The sequence below is a fragment of the uncultured Psychrobacillus sp. genome (assembly GCF_938022135.1).
Lineage (GTDB): Bacteria > Bacillota > Bacilli > Bacillales_A > Planococcaceae > Psychrobacillus.
The window spans coordinates 17,898-36,532 of sequence record NZ_CALIED010000067.1 but is presented as its reverse complement, the minus strand read 5'-3'; the positions used below and the strand labels follow the sequence as shown (position 1 = coordinate 36,532).

The window sequence follows — 18,635 nt, the reverse complement described above, 5'->3', positions numbered from 1 at the left end:
TTATCGTTTTTTCTTTTCTCTCACTAGCTTTTCCATATTACTGGACTTTGTTGTAGTGGAAGGGGTAATTGCTTTTTTAGGTTTCTTAAATGGTAAAATTAGCTGTTTAAATCCAAATCTCCTGATTGTTATATCGATAAAGAAAAGGATTATCGCAATTAATATTAATATCTGTCTAATAGACTGTTTTTCGGAGCTAGTGACATCCATATCTCGAAACGCCTCTGCTGGTTCACTTAAAAGTTCTCCACCAGTTCTATTTGCTATAAGCTGTAGTTTTTGGACATCTGGCTGTTGGACCTTATATTCTTCACTATAAGGAATTGATATTCCAGCTTGATAGACAGCGTCCTGTTCATTGGAAACTCGGAAAAATACAAGTCCTGGCTCGCTCTCAACCGTGACACGTGATTTTCCAGGCGCCAATGGCTCTGAACTTACTTCTAGCTCTTCCCCTTTTTCATTGACCGCTGCCACTTCTATAAAGGATGATTTTCCAGATGGATCTGTTACGGTATAGCTTCCATCACTTGCTTTTTGAATCGTATATGGCACTTCACTATAGGATGGAAGCATCCTAGAGACTGCTGTGTTCCAAAAATCTCCCCAATTATTCCAACGAGCAAAATCTCCACTCCAGGCACCGGTAGAATCAGAAGTAAAGGCAAGTGTTCTTCCTAAACCATACATCCATTCAGCTAAAACGGGATCTTCCTTCTCACTTTGTGCAATAACATTCGCAGTTTGTTTTGCAGTGGTTGCAATATATGCGTTCATCTGCGGAACTCCTTCCACAAACAAACTAGACCATGTCGGGTCTCCATAAATAGTCGGGTAGAACGGATTATCCTCTATATAGGTTCTGGAGATGATTGCCGTTTCAGTAGACATAATCGCTGGAATGGTAGATTCATCCTGTACTTCATAAAATGTTCCGCCCCCCATTTCTGCAAGGCTTTCTAATAAAGCACGGTCTGCATCCTGACCAACCGCTACAGTAGAAACAGTTATATTGTTCTCTTTTCCATCTTCTATTAAAGTTTGATAATCATTAGACGAGCTTGATTGGCCATCTGTCAGTAAGATAATATGTTTTCGCTGTAGCTTCAATGGTTGTAACTGCTCGTATGCTTGCGCAAGGCTTGAATATATTTCAGTTCCTCCCCCTGCGCCTACAGAAAGGATCTTTTCAACCGCGTCTTCCCTGTCTGTGAGTGGCTCTGTCTCAATGATCTGCCATGGTTTATCATCAAAGGCTATGAAGCCTAAATGATCATCGTCTCTTAGCATTTCTACCGAACGTGCAGCTGCCTCCTTTGCATATTCCATTTTAGAGCCAGCCATACTTCCTGACCTATCCATCACTATAATAAGTCCTAATGAAGGCAATTGTTGCTTCCCTTTCACTTCCATCTCAACGGGTAATAACTTTTCTATAGGTGTTTTAAAATATCCCCCGAGTCCAAAGCTATTTTGTCCGCCAACCATCATAAATCCAGTACCGAAATTTTTGACTGCCTGTTCGATGACGTTCATTTTTTGCTCTCCAACAAGATGCCCTGGAACGTTGTCGAAAATAATTGCATCATAGGCTAGATAATTTGATAAATCATATGGCAAGGAACTAGCAGAGATAACATCTGTAGTAATTGCCTCTTGGTCAATTACTTGAGTAATATTAGTTGTAGCACCCTCATTGGTGACAATCAGCAGTCTTGGAGAGCTCTCTACATTCGTAACACTCGTAAGCTTATTGTTCTCGATTAAGGCATCCCCTTGAACGATCACCTGTACGTCATATTTCAACAGACCTTCACCCTTAGACGTGTTCCGGAATGTAAAACTATTGGAACCCTGTTCTAAGGATACTTGTTCTCTAGATAGTAATTCATCGTTTTGATAAAGTAATAGCTCTGCATTAGTTGCCTTAGTAGCCTCTAACTCTACATTTAGCTGCTGTTGTTCTCCTTCAAAGGCTACAGGTGGTGTCTCAAATGTAGTAATCGCTACATCCTCTGATGATATTCTCTCAAGCTCCACCACATCAACAGTTACATTACTACCTGTCATTTTCATGAGTTCGTCTGCCACCGAGCCACTTGTTTCAATTCCATCGGTAAAGAGAACAATTCGTGTAGCTTTGTTGGGATCAATTATTCCAGTAGATAATTGCAACGCTTTAGCTATATCTGTATTACCAGGTAAATCCATTGGGCTGAAGACAGGTAGCTTTATATCCTCATTCGTTAATGCTATCTCTGACTGAAAATTCTCAGCGAAAGAATAAACTCCAACTAGATGTTTGTCTGTTTGAGCATCTAAGCTTTTTTCAATCCACTCAGAAACCTGTTGTTCCGTACCTTGAACAGAAGCAGAACGATCAATAAGGAAAACTACCTGTTCCTCTTTGATCGGCATTAATAGATACGGATTCGTAAGACCAAGTATTAAACAAAAAATAGCAAGCAGGCGGATAAAGAAAACTACAAGACCTTCCTTCTTCCAATGCTTTCTGTCTTTATTCCATATCCATATAAAATAAATAAGAATAGGTAGTGATATTAATAGCAATAGTGGTTGATCAACTCGTAAATCCACGACGTCTTTGCACCTCCCACTCGATAACAAACAACAAGAGCAATAAAACAATTAGAAATGGAACTAGCGAAAATTGTTCATGATTCTCGGATTGCTTATCTGTTTTCTGAGCACCAATGGAATAAGAAGCTCCTTTGGAAATTTCTTTTTCTTTTTGTGATAATGCTACCGTAAAGTATTTTTCTTTTTCACCTGAACGTATAACATACACACCGGGCTCCCTTGGTGCCATAAAGGCTCCTCCATTTTCAATAGAATATAAATAGGAGTCCTCCATCGTATATATTTCCCATTCGTTCGTCGTACTGCCTAACGATTGAGGTTTTCTTTCATTTGGAGTAAATGTTCCTAAATATAGATTACTATTGGATAGCTGTTCTTTTACGCTCCACATAAATAATGGGAAGGAAGGACTTAATGGCCAATCAGTCATTTGTATATCGGAAAGCACGACTACATCGCCTTTGGGTGATACCTGTATAAAGGGCTTATTATCGACCGTTGCAATTGTAGAATAGCCTTCTACTCCTGGGTATACACTGCTCACATAAATATCCGATAAATCAGCAAAAGAAAATAACGGGTGCTCCACAGTTTGAACATTACCGTTCACTTCGATTGGTGTCACATCATTTCTTCCAATAAATAAGGCTGGTCTTTCCATTTGATCTATCAAACCAAACTGATTGGTAGCGAGAATACCTTCTTCTTTTACTAAGCTTACCTGCTCCGATGGTATACTGCTCATTTCAATCCCTAGTGATTGAAATGCCGTACGAACCAATGTATGTAGCGAGCTATCTATGTAAATCTTAGAAAGCTGGTCTTGCATAAATACAACCATTTCATTATCTAGGAGATAATCATCAGAAACATCAATAGTAGCTTTAAGAAAGCTTGCCTCCTCCAACTCATTAAAAGAAAGAGTCACCGTTTCTCTAGGTGGCAAAATAACCGCCTCTTTTATAATATCCTTCTCTCCATTTGATACGGTTAAAGAAGCATTTTGTTCTTCGTTCGTTTGATTGTCAATTTGGACCAATGCTGAAGTTCCGTTTTTCATCTTTGTAGCCCCAAAACGTTTAATGGATATATTATCCACTTCCGCTGGCTGTCCAATAACATTCCAGCTGACATTTTCATAGTGTAGGGGTAGTGTCTGTTGATCAAGCTTGTCCGTGAATACATAAACCGAAGTATCTTTCGTTTGAAAAAAAGATTGAGCAAAATCTAGTGTTTTGGAAAAGGCCTCATCCTCATATGTCACTTCTAATTTATTTATTTCATTTTTTATATGATTTATATTTGTTTCTTGTTTTAATACAGCAGTTGGTTCATTTCCTGTAGTAATAAGGGTGAACGGCTTACCAGATAACTGCTCAATCATATCAAGCATTTCTTGTTTATGAAGGTCAAATAAATTCGTATTATTAATATTTACTTCGATACTAGCGGATGTATCTACGACAAAGATAACCTGCTCTCCTGCAAGTGCTTCTTTTTTCCAATAAGGCTGAATCAGTGCAAGAACAAGTAAAATCATCGCTAACATCTGAAGATAAAATAAGGCATTTTTTTGAAGGTGCTGTAAATAAGGAGAGGCCCTCGTTTCTTTCATTACTTCCTCCCAAAAAAGCGTAGATGAAACGGATTGCTTCTTATATTTTTTTCGGAAGAAATAATAAAGGAGAACAACTACTGGAAATATTGCTGTCCATAAATATGGTAATTGACTAAAACCCAAATGTACTCACCTCACTGCACCCAATTTGCTCTTAGTAGTTGATGAAATAGGACATGAGAAATGCCCTCATCTGCATTGACCTGTATTAGTTTGATACCGAATTTACTACATAACTTTTCTACAGCAAGTTGATGTAGCTTTCTTTCCTCATTGTAAGAATCTATTACTCTGGAAGACATAGATATATTTAATTGTTGAGCGGTTTCTACATCCTCCAACTGCATATCACCAGAAAAAGATGGGGTTAACTCCTCATTCGTAACAATTTGTAACAGTCGTATATCACCCGCAAAGCGAGGTAGTTTTTGTATAAGAGTTCTTAAATGCTCTATGTCCTCCAAGCAATCCGTAATAAGGAATAATACAGTACTGTCTTTCGGCAGAAAGGAGATTGCATTTTTAGCAAAGGAGTCTACCATAGACGGCGGATTCAAATCGGTTATTACTTGTGCAAACGCTTTACGGTAGGTTGCCCCTTTTCTTCTAAAAGGAGGAACTTTTTCATTTGAAACCATGGAAAAGGTAAGTCGATCATCTCTTTGAAGTACAAGGATACCTAGGGAAGCTGCTAATTGCCTAGCAAAATTCCATTTTACTTTTTCTCCCATCGATTTTGAGGAGTCAAGTAGAATATGTACTCTCATTTCCTGTTCATCTAAAAAACGTTTGATAAAATACTTATCTGTTCTAGCATAAACATTCCAGTCAATTTGACGAACATCATCTCCAGGCGTGTATTCCCTGAAATCTGAGAAGTCTAGAGAAGCACCGAATCTTTGGGAGCGATGAGACCCTTTATGCTGTCCACGTAGTTTAGATTTGGTTGCTATAGACAATCGACTTAGCTTTCCAGTCCAATCTTTTGGGATCAAGTAATCCTTACTCATACACTTTGTCCTTGCTTCACTGTTTGTAAAATAATTTCAATTAAGTCATCCGTACTTTTACCTTCTGCTTCCCCCTCATAGTTAAGCAACAAACGATGTCTTAGTACAGGCTTTACTACGGTTTTAATATCTGCTATCGAAACGTGATAACGTCCTGAAACCAAGGCTCTTGCTTTTGCTAGTTTAATAAGGCTTTGCAAACCACGAGGGCCGCTCCCATATTGAACATATTGCTGAACTTCTGGGACGACAGAAGATTCCGGGTGAGTAGCTGCAATAAGATCAACTGCATACTCTAACATGTCATCCGCAATCAATACTTCCTTAACCATTTGTTGAGCAATAATCAGATCTTCTGCATTCATTACTTTGTTCAAACGAATATCTTGGCTTCCCGTAGTTCTCTTTGTAATTTCTATTAACTCATCTTTAGTTGGATAGGAAACAATTATCTTACATAAAAATCGATCCATTTGTGCTTCTGGCAATGGATAAGTCCCTTCCATTTCAATTGGATTCTGTGTTGCTAATACAAAAAACGGTCGATCCATCTTCTTGGTGTCTCCGAGGACCGTAACAGTCTTCTCTCCCATCGCCTCTAAGAGGGCACTTTGAGTTTTAGGAGTTGCACGATTTATTTCATCTGCTAAAACCATCTGACTGAATATAGGTCCTTTTTGAAAACTAAATTGTTGTTTTCCGCTCTCTAATCGTTCTATCATACTAGTCCCCGTAATATCAGATGGCATGAGGTCAGGGGTGAACTGAATACGTGAAAAGGAAAGGTCAAGTACTTCAGAAACTGTACGGATAAGCATAGTCTTCCCAAGTCCTGGCAATCCCTCTAAAAGTGCATGACCATCTGCTAAAACACAATAAATAGAAAATTCTACTGCCTCTTTTTGTCCAACAATAAATTGACCTATTTCCTGGCGAACCGTTTCTAAACGTTTACTCATATTGATATAGTCTTCAGTTGTTAACTCCATAGTTTCCTCCATTAATCGTTATTTTCTACGGATGAGAAATAATCCTGAACAATCCTCTGTAAATCAGAAGGGAGCTGCATTCTTTCCGAACTCTTTAAATAGGAGTCCGTGTATTCATTGATGACTTCCTCGTATGATTTAACCGTACCTCTAGTTGTCGGTGCTTCTGCTGGCTCTTCACTAGAAGAGTCACCCTCGCCAAGGCTTCCACTGTCTACACTCGTATCTCCCGTACCACCTATTCTAGATGGAATAGAAAGGAGGTCCCTTCCTCCAGAACCCTTACCAGCGCCTTGTCCTCCTGAACCTTGGCCTTGACCTTGACCTTGACCTTGCCCCTGCCCTTGGCCTTGACCTTGCCCTTGACCTTGCCCTTGACCCTGTCCCTGACCTTGACCCTGGCCTTGCTGTCCTTGGCCTTGGCCTTGCTGTCCTTGGCCTTGTTGGCCTTGACCTTGCTGTCCTTGACCTTGCTGGTTATTGTTACTGTTATTATTTGAATTTGTATTACCTTGTGCTATATTGTTCGAGGAAAATGGAAGCTTTTTCCCCATTTTACTTAGAGTAGAGTGAGCAGATGCTGAACTTTTTGCTAATGCGCTATTCGACTCCTTTAAGGAAGCAAGCTCTTTTAGCTCTTCCTCATTCAAAGCGGAGCCCTCTGATCCATCTGAGTTAGCCATATTTTTCTTTTCTTCTAATTTTTGTTCCTTAAGAGCAAGCTCCTTTTGTTTTTTTATAAGTTCTCTCAATGCTTCTTCAGCAAGTTCTGTATCCTTCAATGATTCCCTTAATTCCTCTAAATCCTTTTTTACTGCTTTAGATAAATCTTTTTTCTCTAGTTTCTCTACTTCCTTCTTTATATCACTTATTATTTGTTTTTCTTGTTCAATATCTTTTGCTTCTAATTGAGTAGTCGCGGGAAACGTGTATAACAAAAGAATCGCCGCACATGACATGACTAACCCGACCATCCATTTTACTTCAAAATAATTCTTTTTTCTTTTTTTAAATGCCTCAAAAGCTACTCCCCCACTAGTTTCAGCTTTGCGCAAAATACCTTGAGCGAGGGGGCTTTTATTATGCATAAATGAAACGGCAGTCATTAGAACATTATCAGGGAAATAAGCATCCAACTGTCGAAGAGCTAATTCCTCCTTTGGTCTTTTCCAAAATGCCCATCCTAAAAAAATGGCAAAAACAAGAGATGCTAAAGACCAGGCATAAATTGTGTAATATGGTAAGACAAACAAGCGAGATATTAGGAAAATGATAGCAACAGAAAGAAATCCGTAAAATAGAGCTCCTTGAAGCATTCTAAAATAGTGTTCAATTGCTAGGCTATATTTAGCTTTTTTAATCCACTGGATTAATCTGTTATTGTTCTCCATTTATAGTACTCCTCACTTAGATTTCTTCATATTTACACGTAATTTTCTTACAGCTATAAAAATTGCTAGTACGGTTAGTAATACATAAAAAATTGCATATCCTGCCCATATTGGAAAGTTTATATTAGTTGTTTGACCGATAAAGCTTTCAGAACTGGACATTGTTAAATTTAACATTAGGACAACTGGATTGATCGTTGCAAAAAAATGAGCTATTGGCTGAGGAGAAGTTGCTAGTGCTCCCGTAGCCATACTGTTCATACCAGTAAGGACTAGATAAATAAATCCAGTTACCCCTGCAAAAAAAATCATCGTCCCATAGGTAGCAATCATAGAGACAATTGTTTTCCTAATAATAGTGGAATACATAATGCCTATACTGCCAATTGCCATCATAGTTAAGAAGAAAAATAAAAAGATTAAGCCAAGCTGTCCAGGTGAAACTCCACCAAATAGGAATACGAAGCTATAGACAGGCAAGCCTGCGACTAAAAGTAACAATAAAAAAGCAATAGATGAAGAAAGCTTTCCTATAATAATTTGAAAAGAGGTTTGAGATGTTGTTAACAATATATTCAAGGTTTGCTTCTCACGCTCCGAGCTAATAGCTCCAGCAGTAAGACCTGGTGTGATGAAAAGAATAAGACCGAGCTGAATATAGGTAAGCATCACAAACATAAAGAAACTTTCTTCTGGTCTAAAATACCCTGTGCCTGTAAATGAGGTCGTTAGTAGGATAAAACCAAATACAAAAATTGACATAGCAATGAGATAAAATAAAATACCTGTAAAGCTTTTCAGAGAGCGAAAGCGTAGTTTAATCTCTTTTATAAGTACCGGATTATTTAAAGCTTGTTTCAACTTACTTCGCCCCCTTCGTAATTTCCATAAATACATCTTCTAAATCTGTTTCTGTTTCAGCAAAAGATATGATTTTCAGGCTTTGTTCTACTGCCTTTTTAAGTAAATTAATCTGGTCTTCTTCTGATCCTCTATAGCTAAACGTAATAGCATTTTTCTCTGGGTGGCTCTCTACCTTAGATGCAAAAGGGTCCTCCTCAAAGAAAGTTGCTGCATTTTCAAGCAATCCTTTTACTTTGACAGTAATATGTCTTTCACCAGCAAGCTGAGCTTGTATTTCTTGTACCGAGCCATGAGCAATTAGCCTACCACCGTCAATGACTCCAATCTCATCACACATTTCAGCGAGCTCGGGTAATATATGAGAAGAAATTAAAATGGTTTTTCCCATTTCCTTCAACTGTCTTAATATATCTCTCATTTCGATACGTGCACGTGGATCTAGGCCAGATGCTGGTTCGTCTAATATCAATACCTTTGGATCATGGATCAATGCCCTAGCTAGGCATAAACGCTGTTTCATCCCTCGAGAAAGAAGATCTACATATGCATAACGCTTATGCGTTAAGTTCACTAATTCAAGTAGCTGAGGTATTAAAACCGCTCTTTCAGCCTCTGGAATACCATAGGAAGCACCATAAAAATCCAAATATTCATTCGCTTTTAGTTGATCGTAAACTCCGAAAAAATCGGGCATATAGCCAATCTGTTTTCTAACCTCGTGAGGGTCTGTCTTAACACTTTTACCATTAACAAAAGCTTCCCCCGAAGTTGGTTGTAATAGAGTAGCAAGAATAGAAAAGGTTGTAGATTTGCCTGCACCATTTGCTCCTACAAATCCAAAAACAGTGCCCTCGTGTAAAGTTAAATTTAAATCATTCAAAGCGTAAAAAGAGCCATATTTTTTAGTTAATCCCTTAATCTCGATCATTACTTAACCTCCCCTTTCATGCGAACCTCTGGAAGTCGTGTATAAGAATTTCCATCAATAGAGTCCTTCGTCAATTTATATATAATTACTCCATCTTTGTTAATATAGTCGGAAATGTTTTCTTTTATAGTAAATCTGCTTTCATCTACTGGCTCATATGTTTCTGATTTATTATTCCATAGCTCGATTGTTTGCGAGTTTCGATCCGTATTAGCTATTTGTAATTGGGTATAAGTTACGTCTTCTACTGCTATAGTTTCTGGTAGCTTCCATGACGTAATGTATTCTCCGTCATCTAAATACCACTCGAAGTTACTATTTTCCATTGGTTCCATGTATTTACCCATAGCATCTGCTTCCAGATTAACCGTAAAGCTCGTGGAAGGAAGAGTAAAATCACCTGATATAATAGTTTCTGCCTCAAATGGTTGTATCAACAAATGAAGTGCAGACATTTCTACCTTTTTATCTTTCAGCTCAATTGGTAGTACATTATCCTCCACGAATGCAGTAATAGCAGGTCTGGCTGCTTGTTGTTCCATAGTTTTACTCGTCGAATACAGAGACTTTTTACGTTGTGTTATTAAATCGTCTTGATTCGCAGCATTCTGGCCCCAGCTACCACCATTATTAATATAAGGATTAGAAGTTGGACTTAGCATAATCGATCCTATGTCCTTATTGACTTCCATTTGTCCCCCAGGCTCTAAGTCTCCTAGCTTTATTAATTTGGAACCAGACCAGATAGAAACGTCTTTAAGTGCAAATGGGAAGCTATTAGTTATAGTACCTGATAGTTTACTTGCCTCAACTCGAAGATTCGAATCTATTTTACCTACCTCAGGAATATATGTTTCTCCGTAAAAAGAAGAAACAGACCAATATCCAAGGTCTCGGAATGTTAGCTCTGAGTTTGAAGCACTCTTCTCAAGTATTACGTTTTCATGAATGTTAACGGTTTCGCCTGTAAAGGAGTTGTACGCTCTATTTGCAACCATAGACGTACTATTTGGAGACGTAAAAGCAAACTCTCCCCCTTTGTTACTTAATATCGATTCTGCATAATACCCACTAAGACTGCTATCTTCATTCACATATAAAAACGAGGATTGTTGAACTTGTGGCTTGGCAATGCGATCCTTTGCACCGTAACCGAATATGGCAGCGGAAGTTATAATAGCAAGTAACGGAATAATGCCCCACGCATATTCTCTTTTATCTTTTCTCTTCAATATGAGGTAAAGTAAAGGACCTACTAAAAGCATATAAATAATTACAATTCCTATCATTAAAGGAGTCGATACTTTAAAAGAAGCAAAAAGAGAATTGGTGTTACCAATATCGTGAACTAATTGATCCTTTAGGTTATTTCCATACATATAATTATTAGATTGCGTTTTTATTGGATTCAGTATCTTTTTCATTAACTCTGGATACGCTTCGTCTTTTGCGAGAGGGGTATCACCTAAAGAAAAGGTTGTTTGTATAATTGCCCCTTTTCCTAACTTTTTTTGGCCAGCCAGTAATGTTCCATCTAAATTAATTAAGGGCTGTGAACCTTCAGTTAAAGTAGCCTCATATACAGTTAAATCATTTGATAATACCTTTTCTCCAGTTATAGAGCTTACTGTTTGGGGTGAGAGACTTTTGGTGGTCGATTGCAATTGGAAAGGTAAGTATTCTGCTAATAATCCAAGTTCTGCGGACGTATTATCGGATGCCCCAGCAATAATATTCCCCCCTGAACTAACATAATCAACTAGTGCCTGTTGCTGACTATTAGAAAGGTCTGCCAACACATACTCATCTATAAATATGTAATCTGCCATCTGCCAAGCTATACCTTCCGTCGGATAAGTGAAGTCACTTAACTGACTTAAATGGACTACTTGACTATTCGATTGTTTAAAACCATTTAAAAAAGTTAAACGGTCTGCACTATTAGTCATAGTCAAATAAAAAGTCGTGGATGGGTCCATAAAGTTTACTTTTAAATTCTTGGAGCCTTTATAGTCGATTGATTTCCCTTTTTCCCAGCCTCCTTCATAAAAGTGTACAAGCTTTGTATTGGAGTTGGAGTATAAATAGTCGTCACTTAATCCCGAAGCGGCAATTTGAACTGTCTTTGTTTCGTTAGCACCAATTTCAAATGGAATTGCCTGTCCATTTCCTAAATTATAAGATTCGAACATATCAAGCACGATATCCCCCGAAAAAGCATCACCTGAATTTTCTACAGTGATCGTTATTGGAAGTCCCTCTCCGTACTTTGCCTTACCGTCAAAACCTAGAGTAGTCTTGACCTTTAAGCTTGGAGCTGCTGAGGCATCTAAAGGTTGAATACAAAAAATGATAAAAAGTGCTGCGATTGCCAAAGCAAACTTGCGTATCTGCATATTTTTTCCCTCCTATTATTTATATCTTTTAGTACGTTTCTCACCCAAAAAAGTTCCTTTAGTGGAATTTCTTCGCATGCTCATTCACAATTTTTACAAATGCCTCAACTTGTGGAAGTTCAAATGAGCTGTCATACCCGATTAACCAAGTATCCCTTGTAAGTTCAAACTCTTCTTCATTATTAGTTAACGGGATCTTATTTACATCCTCATGGCCTGTCAGTGTAATGGAAGGTAAAATAGCATATCCAATACCATTTAAAGCCATTTGCTTGCACGTTTCAATTTGATCTACAATTATTTGACGCTTCGGGTTTACAGAAAAGTGTTTCTGCCACCACTGCTGAATTTCTTGATAATAGTTCGAATCACTTTTAAATTGGATAAAAGGCTTTTCTGTTGTTAGCACATCATCTATGCTGGTCATTTCTTTGTCTACTAAATACAGAGTATCTCTAAATAAGTGCATTTTGCTCCCTTTCCAATCCGTTTGGCCTCGAACAATGCCTATTTGAGCTTCTCCATCATAAATGGCTTTCACAATTTCTGAACTCCAACCGGTTAACAAAGAAACCTTAGCCTCTGGATACGTTTGGACAAAATCCTTTAATACCTTTGGGAGCCAATTTTGACCTACTATAGAGGCACATGCAATTTTTAATGTTCCATGCACCTTAGAGCTTAATGATTGTAAAGTCTCAAAAAGTTCTTCTCTTTGCTGAAGTATACTGTTAGCAAATTCAATAACAAGTTCTCCCTCAGGAGTAGCTGTTAGACCCTTTTGAGATCTTAAAAACAACTTTGTTTGCCATTCCTTTTCAATGGTTTGCAGACGTAAGGATAAAGCTGGTTGAGAAAGAAAAAGTCGCTCTGCAGCCTTACGCATATTTTGTTCTTCAGCTAATGTTTTGATAATAAGATAATCTGAATTCATTTATTGACCCTCTTTCTTTAAGTTTGGTTACTATTTCAATTGGTTCATATTCCACAGGAGAATTTACAAGCATGTATTTATACTTACTGCAGGACTTATCTCTCTCATTCATCTCGTCATAGTTATTCCATGTTACTCCTTACAATTGAGATTACTTTATCGGTATAGTACTTAGTCATCTTAATTGTATACTTTATTTCTTTTATTAAGTAATCTAATTTAATTCTAAAGTCATAACAATCGTACGGAAAGAGAAATAGGGAATTTTTTTCAACCAAACACGAGTATTTTATTCTTTTTTATCGTAGCTACAGGGTGCGACTTAAGAAATTTGAAGGAAATCTAAATAACTCCAATTATTTTGCCCACAAAATAAGACACTTACTGTTCACCCCAACCAGTAAGTGTCTTATTATTATGCTTAGCTATTTATATTAGATCATTCTTGAGGTTCCTGGGATTGGTATAAATACTTTTTCATCTGCTTTAAAATAACTCTTCTCGTTAAAATACCGATAAAAGTACCCTCATCATCTACAACACATACATATGGGTTATTGACTAAGAGATCTAAACCTTTTTGAAATTTTTCATTCACGTGAATAGAAGCAATATCCTTTTTCATAATTTGATCAACCTTTAAATCAGGTAATCGTTCATATTCAATATGTTCAAGTCCAAGTATTTCATCTGTAATTTGTTGAGTACTAACAAGTCCTTGCAGACGATACTTTACGTCTAGGACTGGGATTGAAGAATAACCCGTCTTTGTTAACACAAGCAATGCATGTTCTGCATTATTTCCTAATTGCACATGAGCAACCTTATCTGCTGAAATAATGTAATCCTTAATAGGAATTTGCAAAAAGTCCTTACTACTTACAAATATCATTGAATCCTACTCCTTTGTCTGTTTTCCTAATTGGAAAACACAACCTATAAAACTATGATAGCATATGAAAGGAATAAAAAACTATGAAATCGCTTACAACATCTCATTATTTTTAAATTCAAATGAGGACATCGCTAATCAAACATCTCTAAAGATGTTTCGGTATAAGAGGAATTTAGCGCAATACTTTACATGCCCGCTATTATTTTTTATGGAATTCATCATTTTCAGATGAAGTTAACATTTATTTTAAAATGGAAATTGATTTAACCATTGTCCACCGTCTAGCGTTACTATTTCTCCATTCATATAAGCAGCTTTGTCTGACATCATGAATGTTGCAAGATCGCCTATTTCTTCTGGTTTACCTAAACGCTTTAGAGGAACGGCTTGAATTGTTCTTTTAGCAGCTTCTTCTGACTCCCAAAGCTTCCCTGCTCCACCCGTGCGTTCAATTGGACCTGGGGCAATCCCATTTACTCGTATACCGTATTTACTTCCCCACTCCACAGCAAGTGTTCTTGTTAAGGACATCACGCCTGCTTTTGCGGCAGCAGAATGAGCTACCCCAGCCCCTGCTCCCCAAGCATAGGTTGCAAGCATATTAATAATAGAACCTTTCGTTCCTTTATTTATCCAGTAGTTACCTACAGCATTTGAACAATAGAAAGTACCGTTTAGTACAATATCGATTACAGCCTTCCAACCATTTGGTGAAAGCTTCGAAGTCTCGACAATAAAGTTGCCTGCTGCGTTATTGACTAGGCCATCGATGCTACCAAATGCCTTATCCGTAAACTCAACCATTGCTGCAACATGCTCAGGATCTCGTACATCCATTTGAAATACTTCCACTTGTTCCCCATTCTGAGCGATCTCTAATTTTGCATTATCTAGCTTTTCCTTATCCCTACCAGTAATGACGACATTTGCCCCTTCGGCTACGAAAGCCATCGCCATATATTTCCCCATCCCATTAGAACCACCAGTGACAATAATCGTTTTCCCCTTTAATAACAATGAAAACACACCCCTTTTAAAATTGAATGAACATTCACTCAATATTTTATCATACCCTTCTAAGAAAAGCACTATGGCTTGTTAGAGTCTATACTAATAAAAAAAGACCCATAGAAAAGAGCTTTGTGCTCTCTCATGGGTCTACAATTTTTATTGATAATTCATATATGATTTGTTAATATCCTCTATCGGGATAGGGCGACTAAAAAAGAAGCCTTGAGCTTTTTGACAGTTCGCTGCTTTTAAGATTTCCACCTGGGTATTTTTTTCTACTCCTTCAGCGATTACTTCCATGCCTAAGCTATGAGCTAAACGAATAATCGTCGTTGCAATAGCAGCGCTTTTTTCGTCGGTTTCCATGTCTTTTATAAAGGACTGATCAATCTTTATAATGTCGATTGGATACTTTCTTAAATAACTCAGGGAGGAATAACCGGTTCCAAAATCATCAATTGAAATAACGACTCCAATATCCTTCAATTCTTTTAGAATAGTGAAAGTATTCTGCAAGTCGGTCATCGCACTTTCTGTAATTTCTACCTCTAAAGAAGAGGCAAGTATATTGAATTTCTTAATTTTATCTCTAATCTTAAAAGCAAAATTATCTTGTTTAAATTGTTGAGGTGAAATGTTGACTGCTACTCTCGCCATTCGGAAGCCCTTATCTTGCCATTGCTTTAACTGTCTACAAACCTCATCCAAAACCCAATCTCCGAGCTTGAAAATAATTCCTGACTTTTCTGCGAGAGGGATAAATTGCATAGGAGAGACATATCCAAACTTGCGATTATTCCAACGTAGCAAAGCCTCGAATGAATTTATCTCACCAGTCAATAGATTGACCTGTGGCTGATAATGTATAGACAACTCGTCTTTTTCAATTGCTCTTCTTAAATGTGATTCCATCAATGCTGCATTTGGAAAAGACAAATTCATCTGTTCCTGAAAATATCGATAATGAGCTCTTCCTCTATCTTTTGCCACATATAAAGCCTGATCAGCCTTTAACAATAACTCATCTCTTTTTTCTCCATCATAAGGGAACATCGATATTCCTATAGAGGCTGTACCAAAATACTCTTGATGATCTAAATAAATCGGTTTGGCAAGTTCCGTTAATATATTTTCCGCAAACGCACTAGTATCTTCCTTTGTTTTCCCCTTTAATAAAAAAACAAATTCATCTCCACTTTGCCTATATAAATTACTCGCCTTATCAATATATAAACTTAAACGATCTGCAATTTTTTTTAGTAACTCATCACCATATGTATAACCCAATGATTCATTTATTAATTTAAATCGATCAAGGTCAATTCGTATAATAGATATTTCACTATTTGTTTTTTGAGCGTCTTTAATATTTTCATGTAAGTGTTCTTTTAATGCTCTTCTATTCCATAAGCCCGTCAAATGATCATGGTAAACAAGATAGAATAATTGCTCCTGCTCCTCTGTATCACTTACCGTATTTCGCAGAACTATATGAAGTCCACTTACAGTTCCACCAATTACTATAGGAATTGCTTTTAAATCTGTACTTATAAAATGGCCTTTTTCGTGTTGTATCAAGCAATTCTGCATTTCGGTAGCTTTGCCCGTCTTTACATGGCTCATAATATTGCGGAAGCTCCACAGAGATTCTTCTCCTACAAATGTTTCAAATGGTATATTTAATAACTCATTCGACTTATATCCATAAACTGTGTTTATTATTTTATTGGCGTATTGAATTTTACCTTCTTGGTCAATAACTAATATGGTGTCTAGATTGTGTTCTATTAACGAATGATATTTTTCTTGAACCTCTAATAAGGGATCAAAATGGGATTTTGCCGTTTGATCAACCATCAACAAACCATATATTTCTCTTGTTTTTTCTCCCATTGACGCTATTGTAATATCAAACGTATAAACTTGGTCGTTTAATATAATGTCAAAGTCAGGAAAGACTTTCTGCTTGGCTCCTTCTCCAAAAAGTGGTTCTAATTGAATCCATAATTCTTGAGTGAAATTATTTAAATTTATCGCACTTTTTAAAAATTTGTTGGCACTTTTATTTGTATAAATAATTACATGAGAACCATCTTCCTTTTTTTGCAATAGGCAAGTTATCAGGTTGGGTTGTTCATGAATCATATCTGCTAAGTAATCATCCATCTTAAGCTGTTCGTAATTGTTCATGTTAGCCTCCATAGCCTCGTATAAGACATATTGCAAAATCAACACACTGCACTCTCTTTTGTATCGTCAAATAATGGTAATTTTTAATAAAAATACTATTAAATATTTTTATATAATATTTTTTTGATTTGTGTACACAATTAGGTCATTAGTTGGTATGATAGTATGTATAGTAAGAGTAAAAGAAAGGAGTGTACTTATTATGACTACTGAATCAGACAAGCAGTTAGCGACTGCAATATATACAGTTAATAGGCATGCAAAAACTGCTATAGACAACAAGCCCCTTTATGAGCTGAAAAAATTAGCTATTCAAAAAATGATTACAGAAAAAAAAGCTAGTAAAATTGGTCTTCATTTTGTGCGTAATCCTAGAAATAGCCAACAGCAATCCTCCGTTTTAGTTCAGTGTGCTGACTATTATTTCCACCTTCTTCCGGTTAAAGAAGATTTTAAAACATTACCACATCTCGGTCATTTAGATGATACTTATAGAAACCCTATCAGGAAAATGAGTATAAGAATGGCTAAACAATTATTAACCGATTATATAGGACCTCCAAAAGCTACTAAAAGCAAGTCCACTAATCACTCTACATCTTGTACTGCGAAGTTTGCTCGTGTTTCCAATAGACGCCCAAGTAAGATGAAATCTTACCTAGATCGATAAAATTTCGTAGAAGCAAACACTTTTATCAGTCAAAAAAGTGTATTTCTTCTTCCTTATAATGTTCTAGTTACCTAACCCTATTTTAACGCTGAGTAGTGTATATTTGATTTAATATTATGGAGAGGGATTCTCATAGCTAGCATTAGCTTTGAGAATCCCTCTTTTAATTCCTATATATTGTTACAGTATATATTTATCAATTTTTAAAACTAGTTCAGTAATTTCTGGTTTACTCACTTGATCTTCTGCTCCTACTAAGTCACCTTTGTGTCTAAGATCGTCTGTAATCAGACTTGAAAAAATGACTACTGGCAGTTTGGCTAAATTACTATTGGTTTTAATGGATTTTGTCAAAGCATGCCCATCCATCTGCGGCATTTCAATATCGGTTACGATCATTTGAACATGTTCCGATACATCTGGAGAGACTTTCTCTAATTCCTCCAGGTATGCTAAAGTATCCTTCCCATTCTCAAAGAACTCGAGGTTTACATACCCCGCCTCATGCATAGTATCATGCAATAATTTCCTTAACAAAGGTGAATCTTCTGCAATTACAATTTTTTTGTTAGATCTTTCTCTTGGGCCTAATTTCTTCACCGAATCTATACTCATTCCTGATTCAGGATTTATATCCACAATAATTCTTTCAAAGTCTAATAATAAGAGCATGTCTTCGTCTCTTTTAATAACTCCTATTACGTGGGAAGATCCTCCTTGATATAGGGAACCAGGCTTTTCTATTTGATCCCATGATATACGATGTATTTGAGTTACATTGTCTACGTGAAATACAGCCTTTTGTTTATTAAATTCCGCAACAACATATTTTTGTTGCTCAGTTGTAGATTGCATGGGCAAACCTAAAACTTTACTCATATTTATCACGGGTAGAACATCACCTCGTAATTGAATAATGCCTTCCACATGCGGATGTGCAAGAGGAATAAAAGTTACCGGGATAGGTTGAATAATTTCCTTTACTTTTATCACATTAATGCCAAATCTATTTGAACCTACTTGAAACTCTACAATTTCTAACTCATTGGTTCCACTTTCTAGTAATATTCCTTTGTGGTCATTCACAAAAAATCTTCCTTTCCACACTCACGATTATACCAATTGTATCATACAGAGG

The 18,635-nt window shown here is 36.9% G+C and carries 14 protein-coding genes; 1 reads left to right on the top strand and 13 read right to left on the bottom strand.

Annotation, left to right across the window (positions count from 1 at the left end; translation table 11 throughout):
- From Q0371_RS13190 to Q0371_RS13135, 12 genes are all read right to left on the bottom strand, one after another.
- Positions 1-2,598 (bottom strand): VWA domain-containing protein, encoded by a 2,598-nt coding sequence (locus Q0371_RS13190; protein ID WP_298471864.1) that lies wholly within the window; start codon positions 2,596-2,598, stop codon positions 1-3.
- A complete protein-coding gene (locus Q0371_RS13185) occupies positions 2,582-4,342 on the bottom strand; it encodes a BatA and WFA domain-containing protein (RefSeq protein WP_298471862.1) in 1,761 nt (586 codons plus the stop codon). The genes Q0371_RS13190 and Q0371_RS13185 overlap by 17 nt, the downstream gene beginning before the upstream one ends.
- 11 nt (positions 4,343-4,353) lie before the next feature.
- Positions 4,354-5,229 carry a DUF58 domain-containing protein gene (locus Q0371_RS13180; RefSeq protein ID WP_298471860.1) on the bottom strand — a complete coding sequence of 292 codons (876 nt, stop codon included), beginning with the start codon at positions 5,227-5,229 and terminating at the stop codon, positions 4,354-4,356.
- The gene (locus Q0371_RS13175) at positions 5,226-6,218 is read right to left on the bottom strand and encodes a MoxR family ATPase (RefSeq protein ID WP_169358907.1); all 993 of its coding nucleotides are present in this window, start codon (positions 6,216-6,218) and stop codon (positions 5,226-5,228) included. The genes Q0371_RS13180 and Q0371_RS13175 overlap by 4 nt, the downstream gene beginning before the upstream one ends.
- Positions 6,219-6,229: 11 nt before the next feature.
- The gene (locus Q0371_RS13170) at positions 6,230-7,609 is read right to left on the bottom strand and encodes a hypothetical protein (RefSeq protein ID WP_298471859.1); all 1,380 of its coding nucleotides are present in this window, start codon (positions 7,607-7,609) and stop codon (positions 6,230-6,232) included.
- A gap of 12 nt (positions 7,610-7,621) precedes the next feature.
- Positions 7,622-8,470 carry an ABC transporter permease gene (locus Q0371_RS13165; protein ID WP_298471857.1) on the bottom strand — a complete coding sequence of 283 codons (849 nt, stop codon included), beginning with the start codon at positions 8,468-8,470 and terminating at the stop codon, positions 7,622-7,624.
- A 1-nt stretch (position 8,471) separates the two neighbouring features.
- On the bottom strand, positions 8,472-9,401 hold the full coding sequence (locus tag Q0371_RS13160; protein ID WP_251556071.1) for an ABC transporter ATP-binding protein: 930 nt from the start codon (positions 9,399-9,401) through the stop codon (positions 8,472-8,474).
- Positions 9,401-11,797, bottom strand: a complete 2,397-nt coding sequence (locus Q0371_RS13155; RefSeq protein WP_298471853.1) for a hypothetical protein — start codon at positions 11,795-11,797, stop codon at positions 9,401-9,403. The genes Q0371_RS13160 and Q0371_RS13155 overlap by 1 nt, the downstream gene beginning before the upstream one ends.
- A gap of 58 nt (positions 11,798-11,855) precedes the next feature.
- Positions 11,856-12,731 carry a LysR family transcriptional regulator gene (locus Q0371_RS13150; RefSeq protein WP_169358902.1) on the bottom strand — a complete coding sequence of 292 codons (876 nt, stop codon included), beginning with the start codon at positions 12,729-12,731 and terminating at the stop codon, positions 11,856-11,858.
- 439 nt (positions 12,732-13,170) lie between these two features.
- Positions 13,171-13,623, bottom strand: coding sequence for a cyclic-di-AMP-binding protein CbpB (cbpB, locus tag Q0371_RS13145; RefSeq protein ID WP_169358901.1), 453 nt, complete (start codon positions 13,621-13,623; stop codon positions 13,171-13,173).
- Between the two features lie 249 nt (positions 13,624-13,872).
- Positions 13,873-14,643, bottom strand: a complete 771-nt coding sequence (gene fadH / locus Q0371_RS13140; protein ID WP_169358900.1) for a 2,4-dienoyl-CoA reductase — start codon at positions 14,641-14,643, stop codon at positions 13,873-13,875.
- A 150-nt stretch (positions 14,644-14,793) separates the two neighbouring features.
- Positions 14,794-16,827, bottom strand: coding sequence for an EAL domain-containing protein (locus tag Q0371_RS13135; protein ID WP_298471847.1), 2,034 nt, complete (start codon positions 16,825-16,827; stop codon positions 14,794-14,796).
- Between the two features lie 202 nt (positions 16,828-17,029).
- Between Q0371_RS13135 and Q0371_RS13130 the strand changes: the two genes are divergently transcribed.
- Positions 17,030-17,497 (top strand): YkyB family protein, encoded by a 468-nt coding sequence (locus Q0371_RS13130; RefSeq protein ID WP_169358898.1) that lies wholly within the window; start codon positions 17,030-17,032, stop codon positions 17,495-17,497.
- Between the two features lie 180 nt (positions 17,498-17,677).
- Here the strand turns inward: Q0371_RS13130 and Q0371_RS13125 are convergent, their stop codons facing one another.
- On the bottom strand, positions 17,678-18,583 hold the full coding sequence (locus tag Q0371_RS13125) for a chemotaxis protein (protein WP_298471845.1): 906 nt from the start codon (positions 18,581-18,583) through the stop codon (positions 17,678-17,680).
- Positions 18,584-18,635 lie beyond the last annotated feature (52 nt).

Coding starts and splice junctions, on each gene's coding strand:
- Q0371_RS13180 (WP_298471860.1), bottom strand. CDS start 5,229: ATGAGTAAGGATTACTTGATCCCAAAAGATTGGACTGGAAAGCTAAGT.
- Q0371_RS13175 (WP_169358907.1), bottom strand. CDS start 6,218: ATGGAGTTAACAACTGAAGACTATATCAATATGAGTAAACGTTTAGAA.
- Q0371_RS13170 (WP_298471859.1), bottom strand. CDS start 7,609: ATGGAGAACAATAACAGATTAATCCAGTGGATTAAAAAAGCTAAATAT.
- Q0371_RS13160 (WP_251556071.1), bottom strand. CDS start 9,401: ATGATCGAGATTAAGGGATTAACTAAAAAATATGGCTCTTTTTACGCT.
- Q0371_RS13155 (WP_298471853.1), bottom strand. CDS start 11,797: ATGCAGATACGCAAGTTTGCTTTGGCAATCGCAGCACTTTTTATCATT.
- Q0371_RS13150 (WP_169358902.1), bottom strand. CDS start 12,731: ATGAATTCAGATTATCTTATTATCAAAACATTAGCTGAAGAACAAAAT.
- cbpB (WP_169358901.1), bottom strand. CDS start 13,623: ATGATATTTGTAAGTAGTAAGGACTTTTTGCAAATTCCTATTAAGGAT.
- Q0371_RS13135 (WP_298471847.1), bottom strand. CDS start 16,827: ATGAACAATTACGAACAGCTTAAGATGGATGATTACTTAGCAGATATG.
- Q0371_RS13130 (WP_169358898.1), top strand. CDS start 17,030: ATGACTACTGAATCAGACAAGCAGTTAGCGACTGCAATATATACAGTT.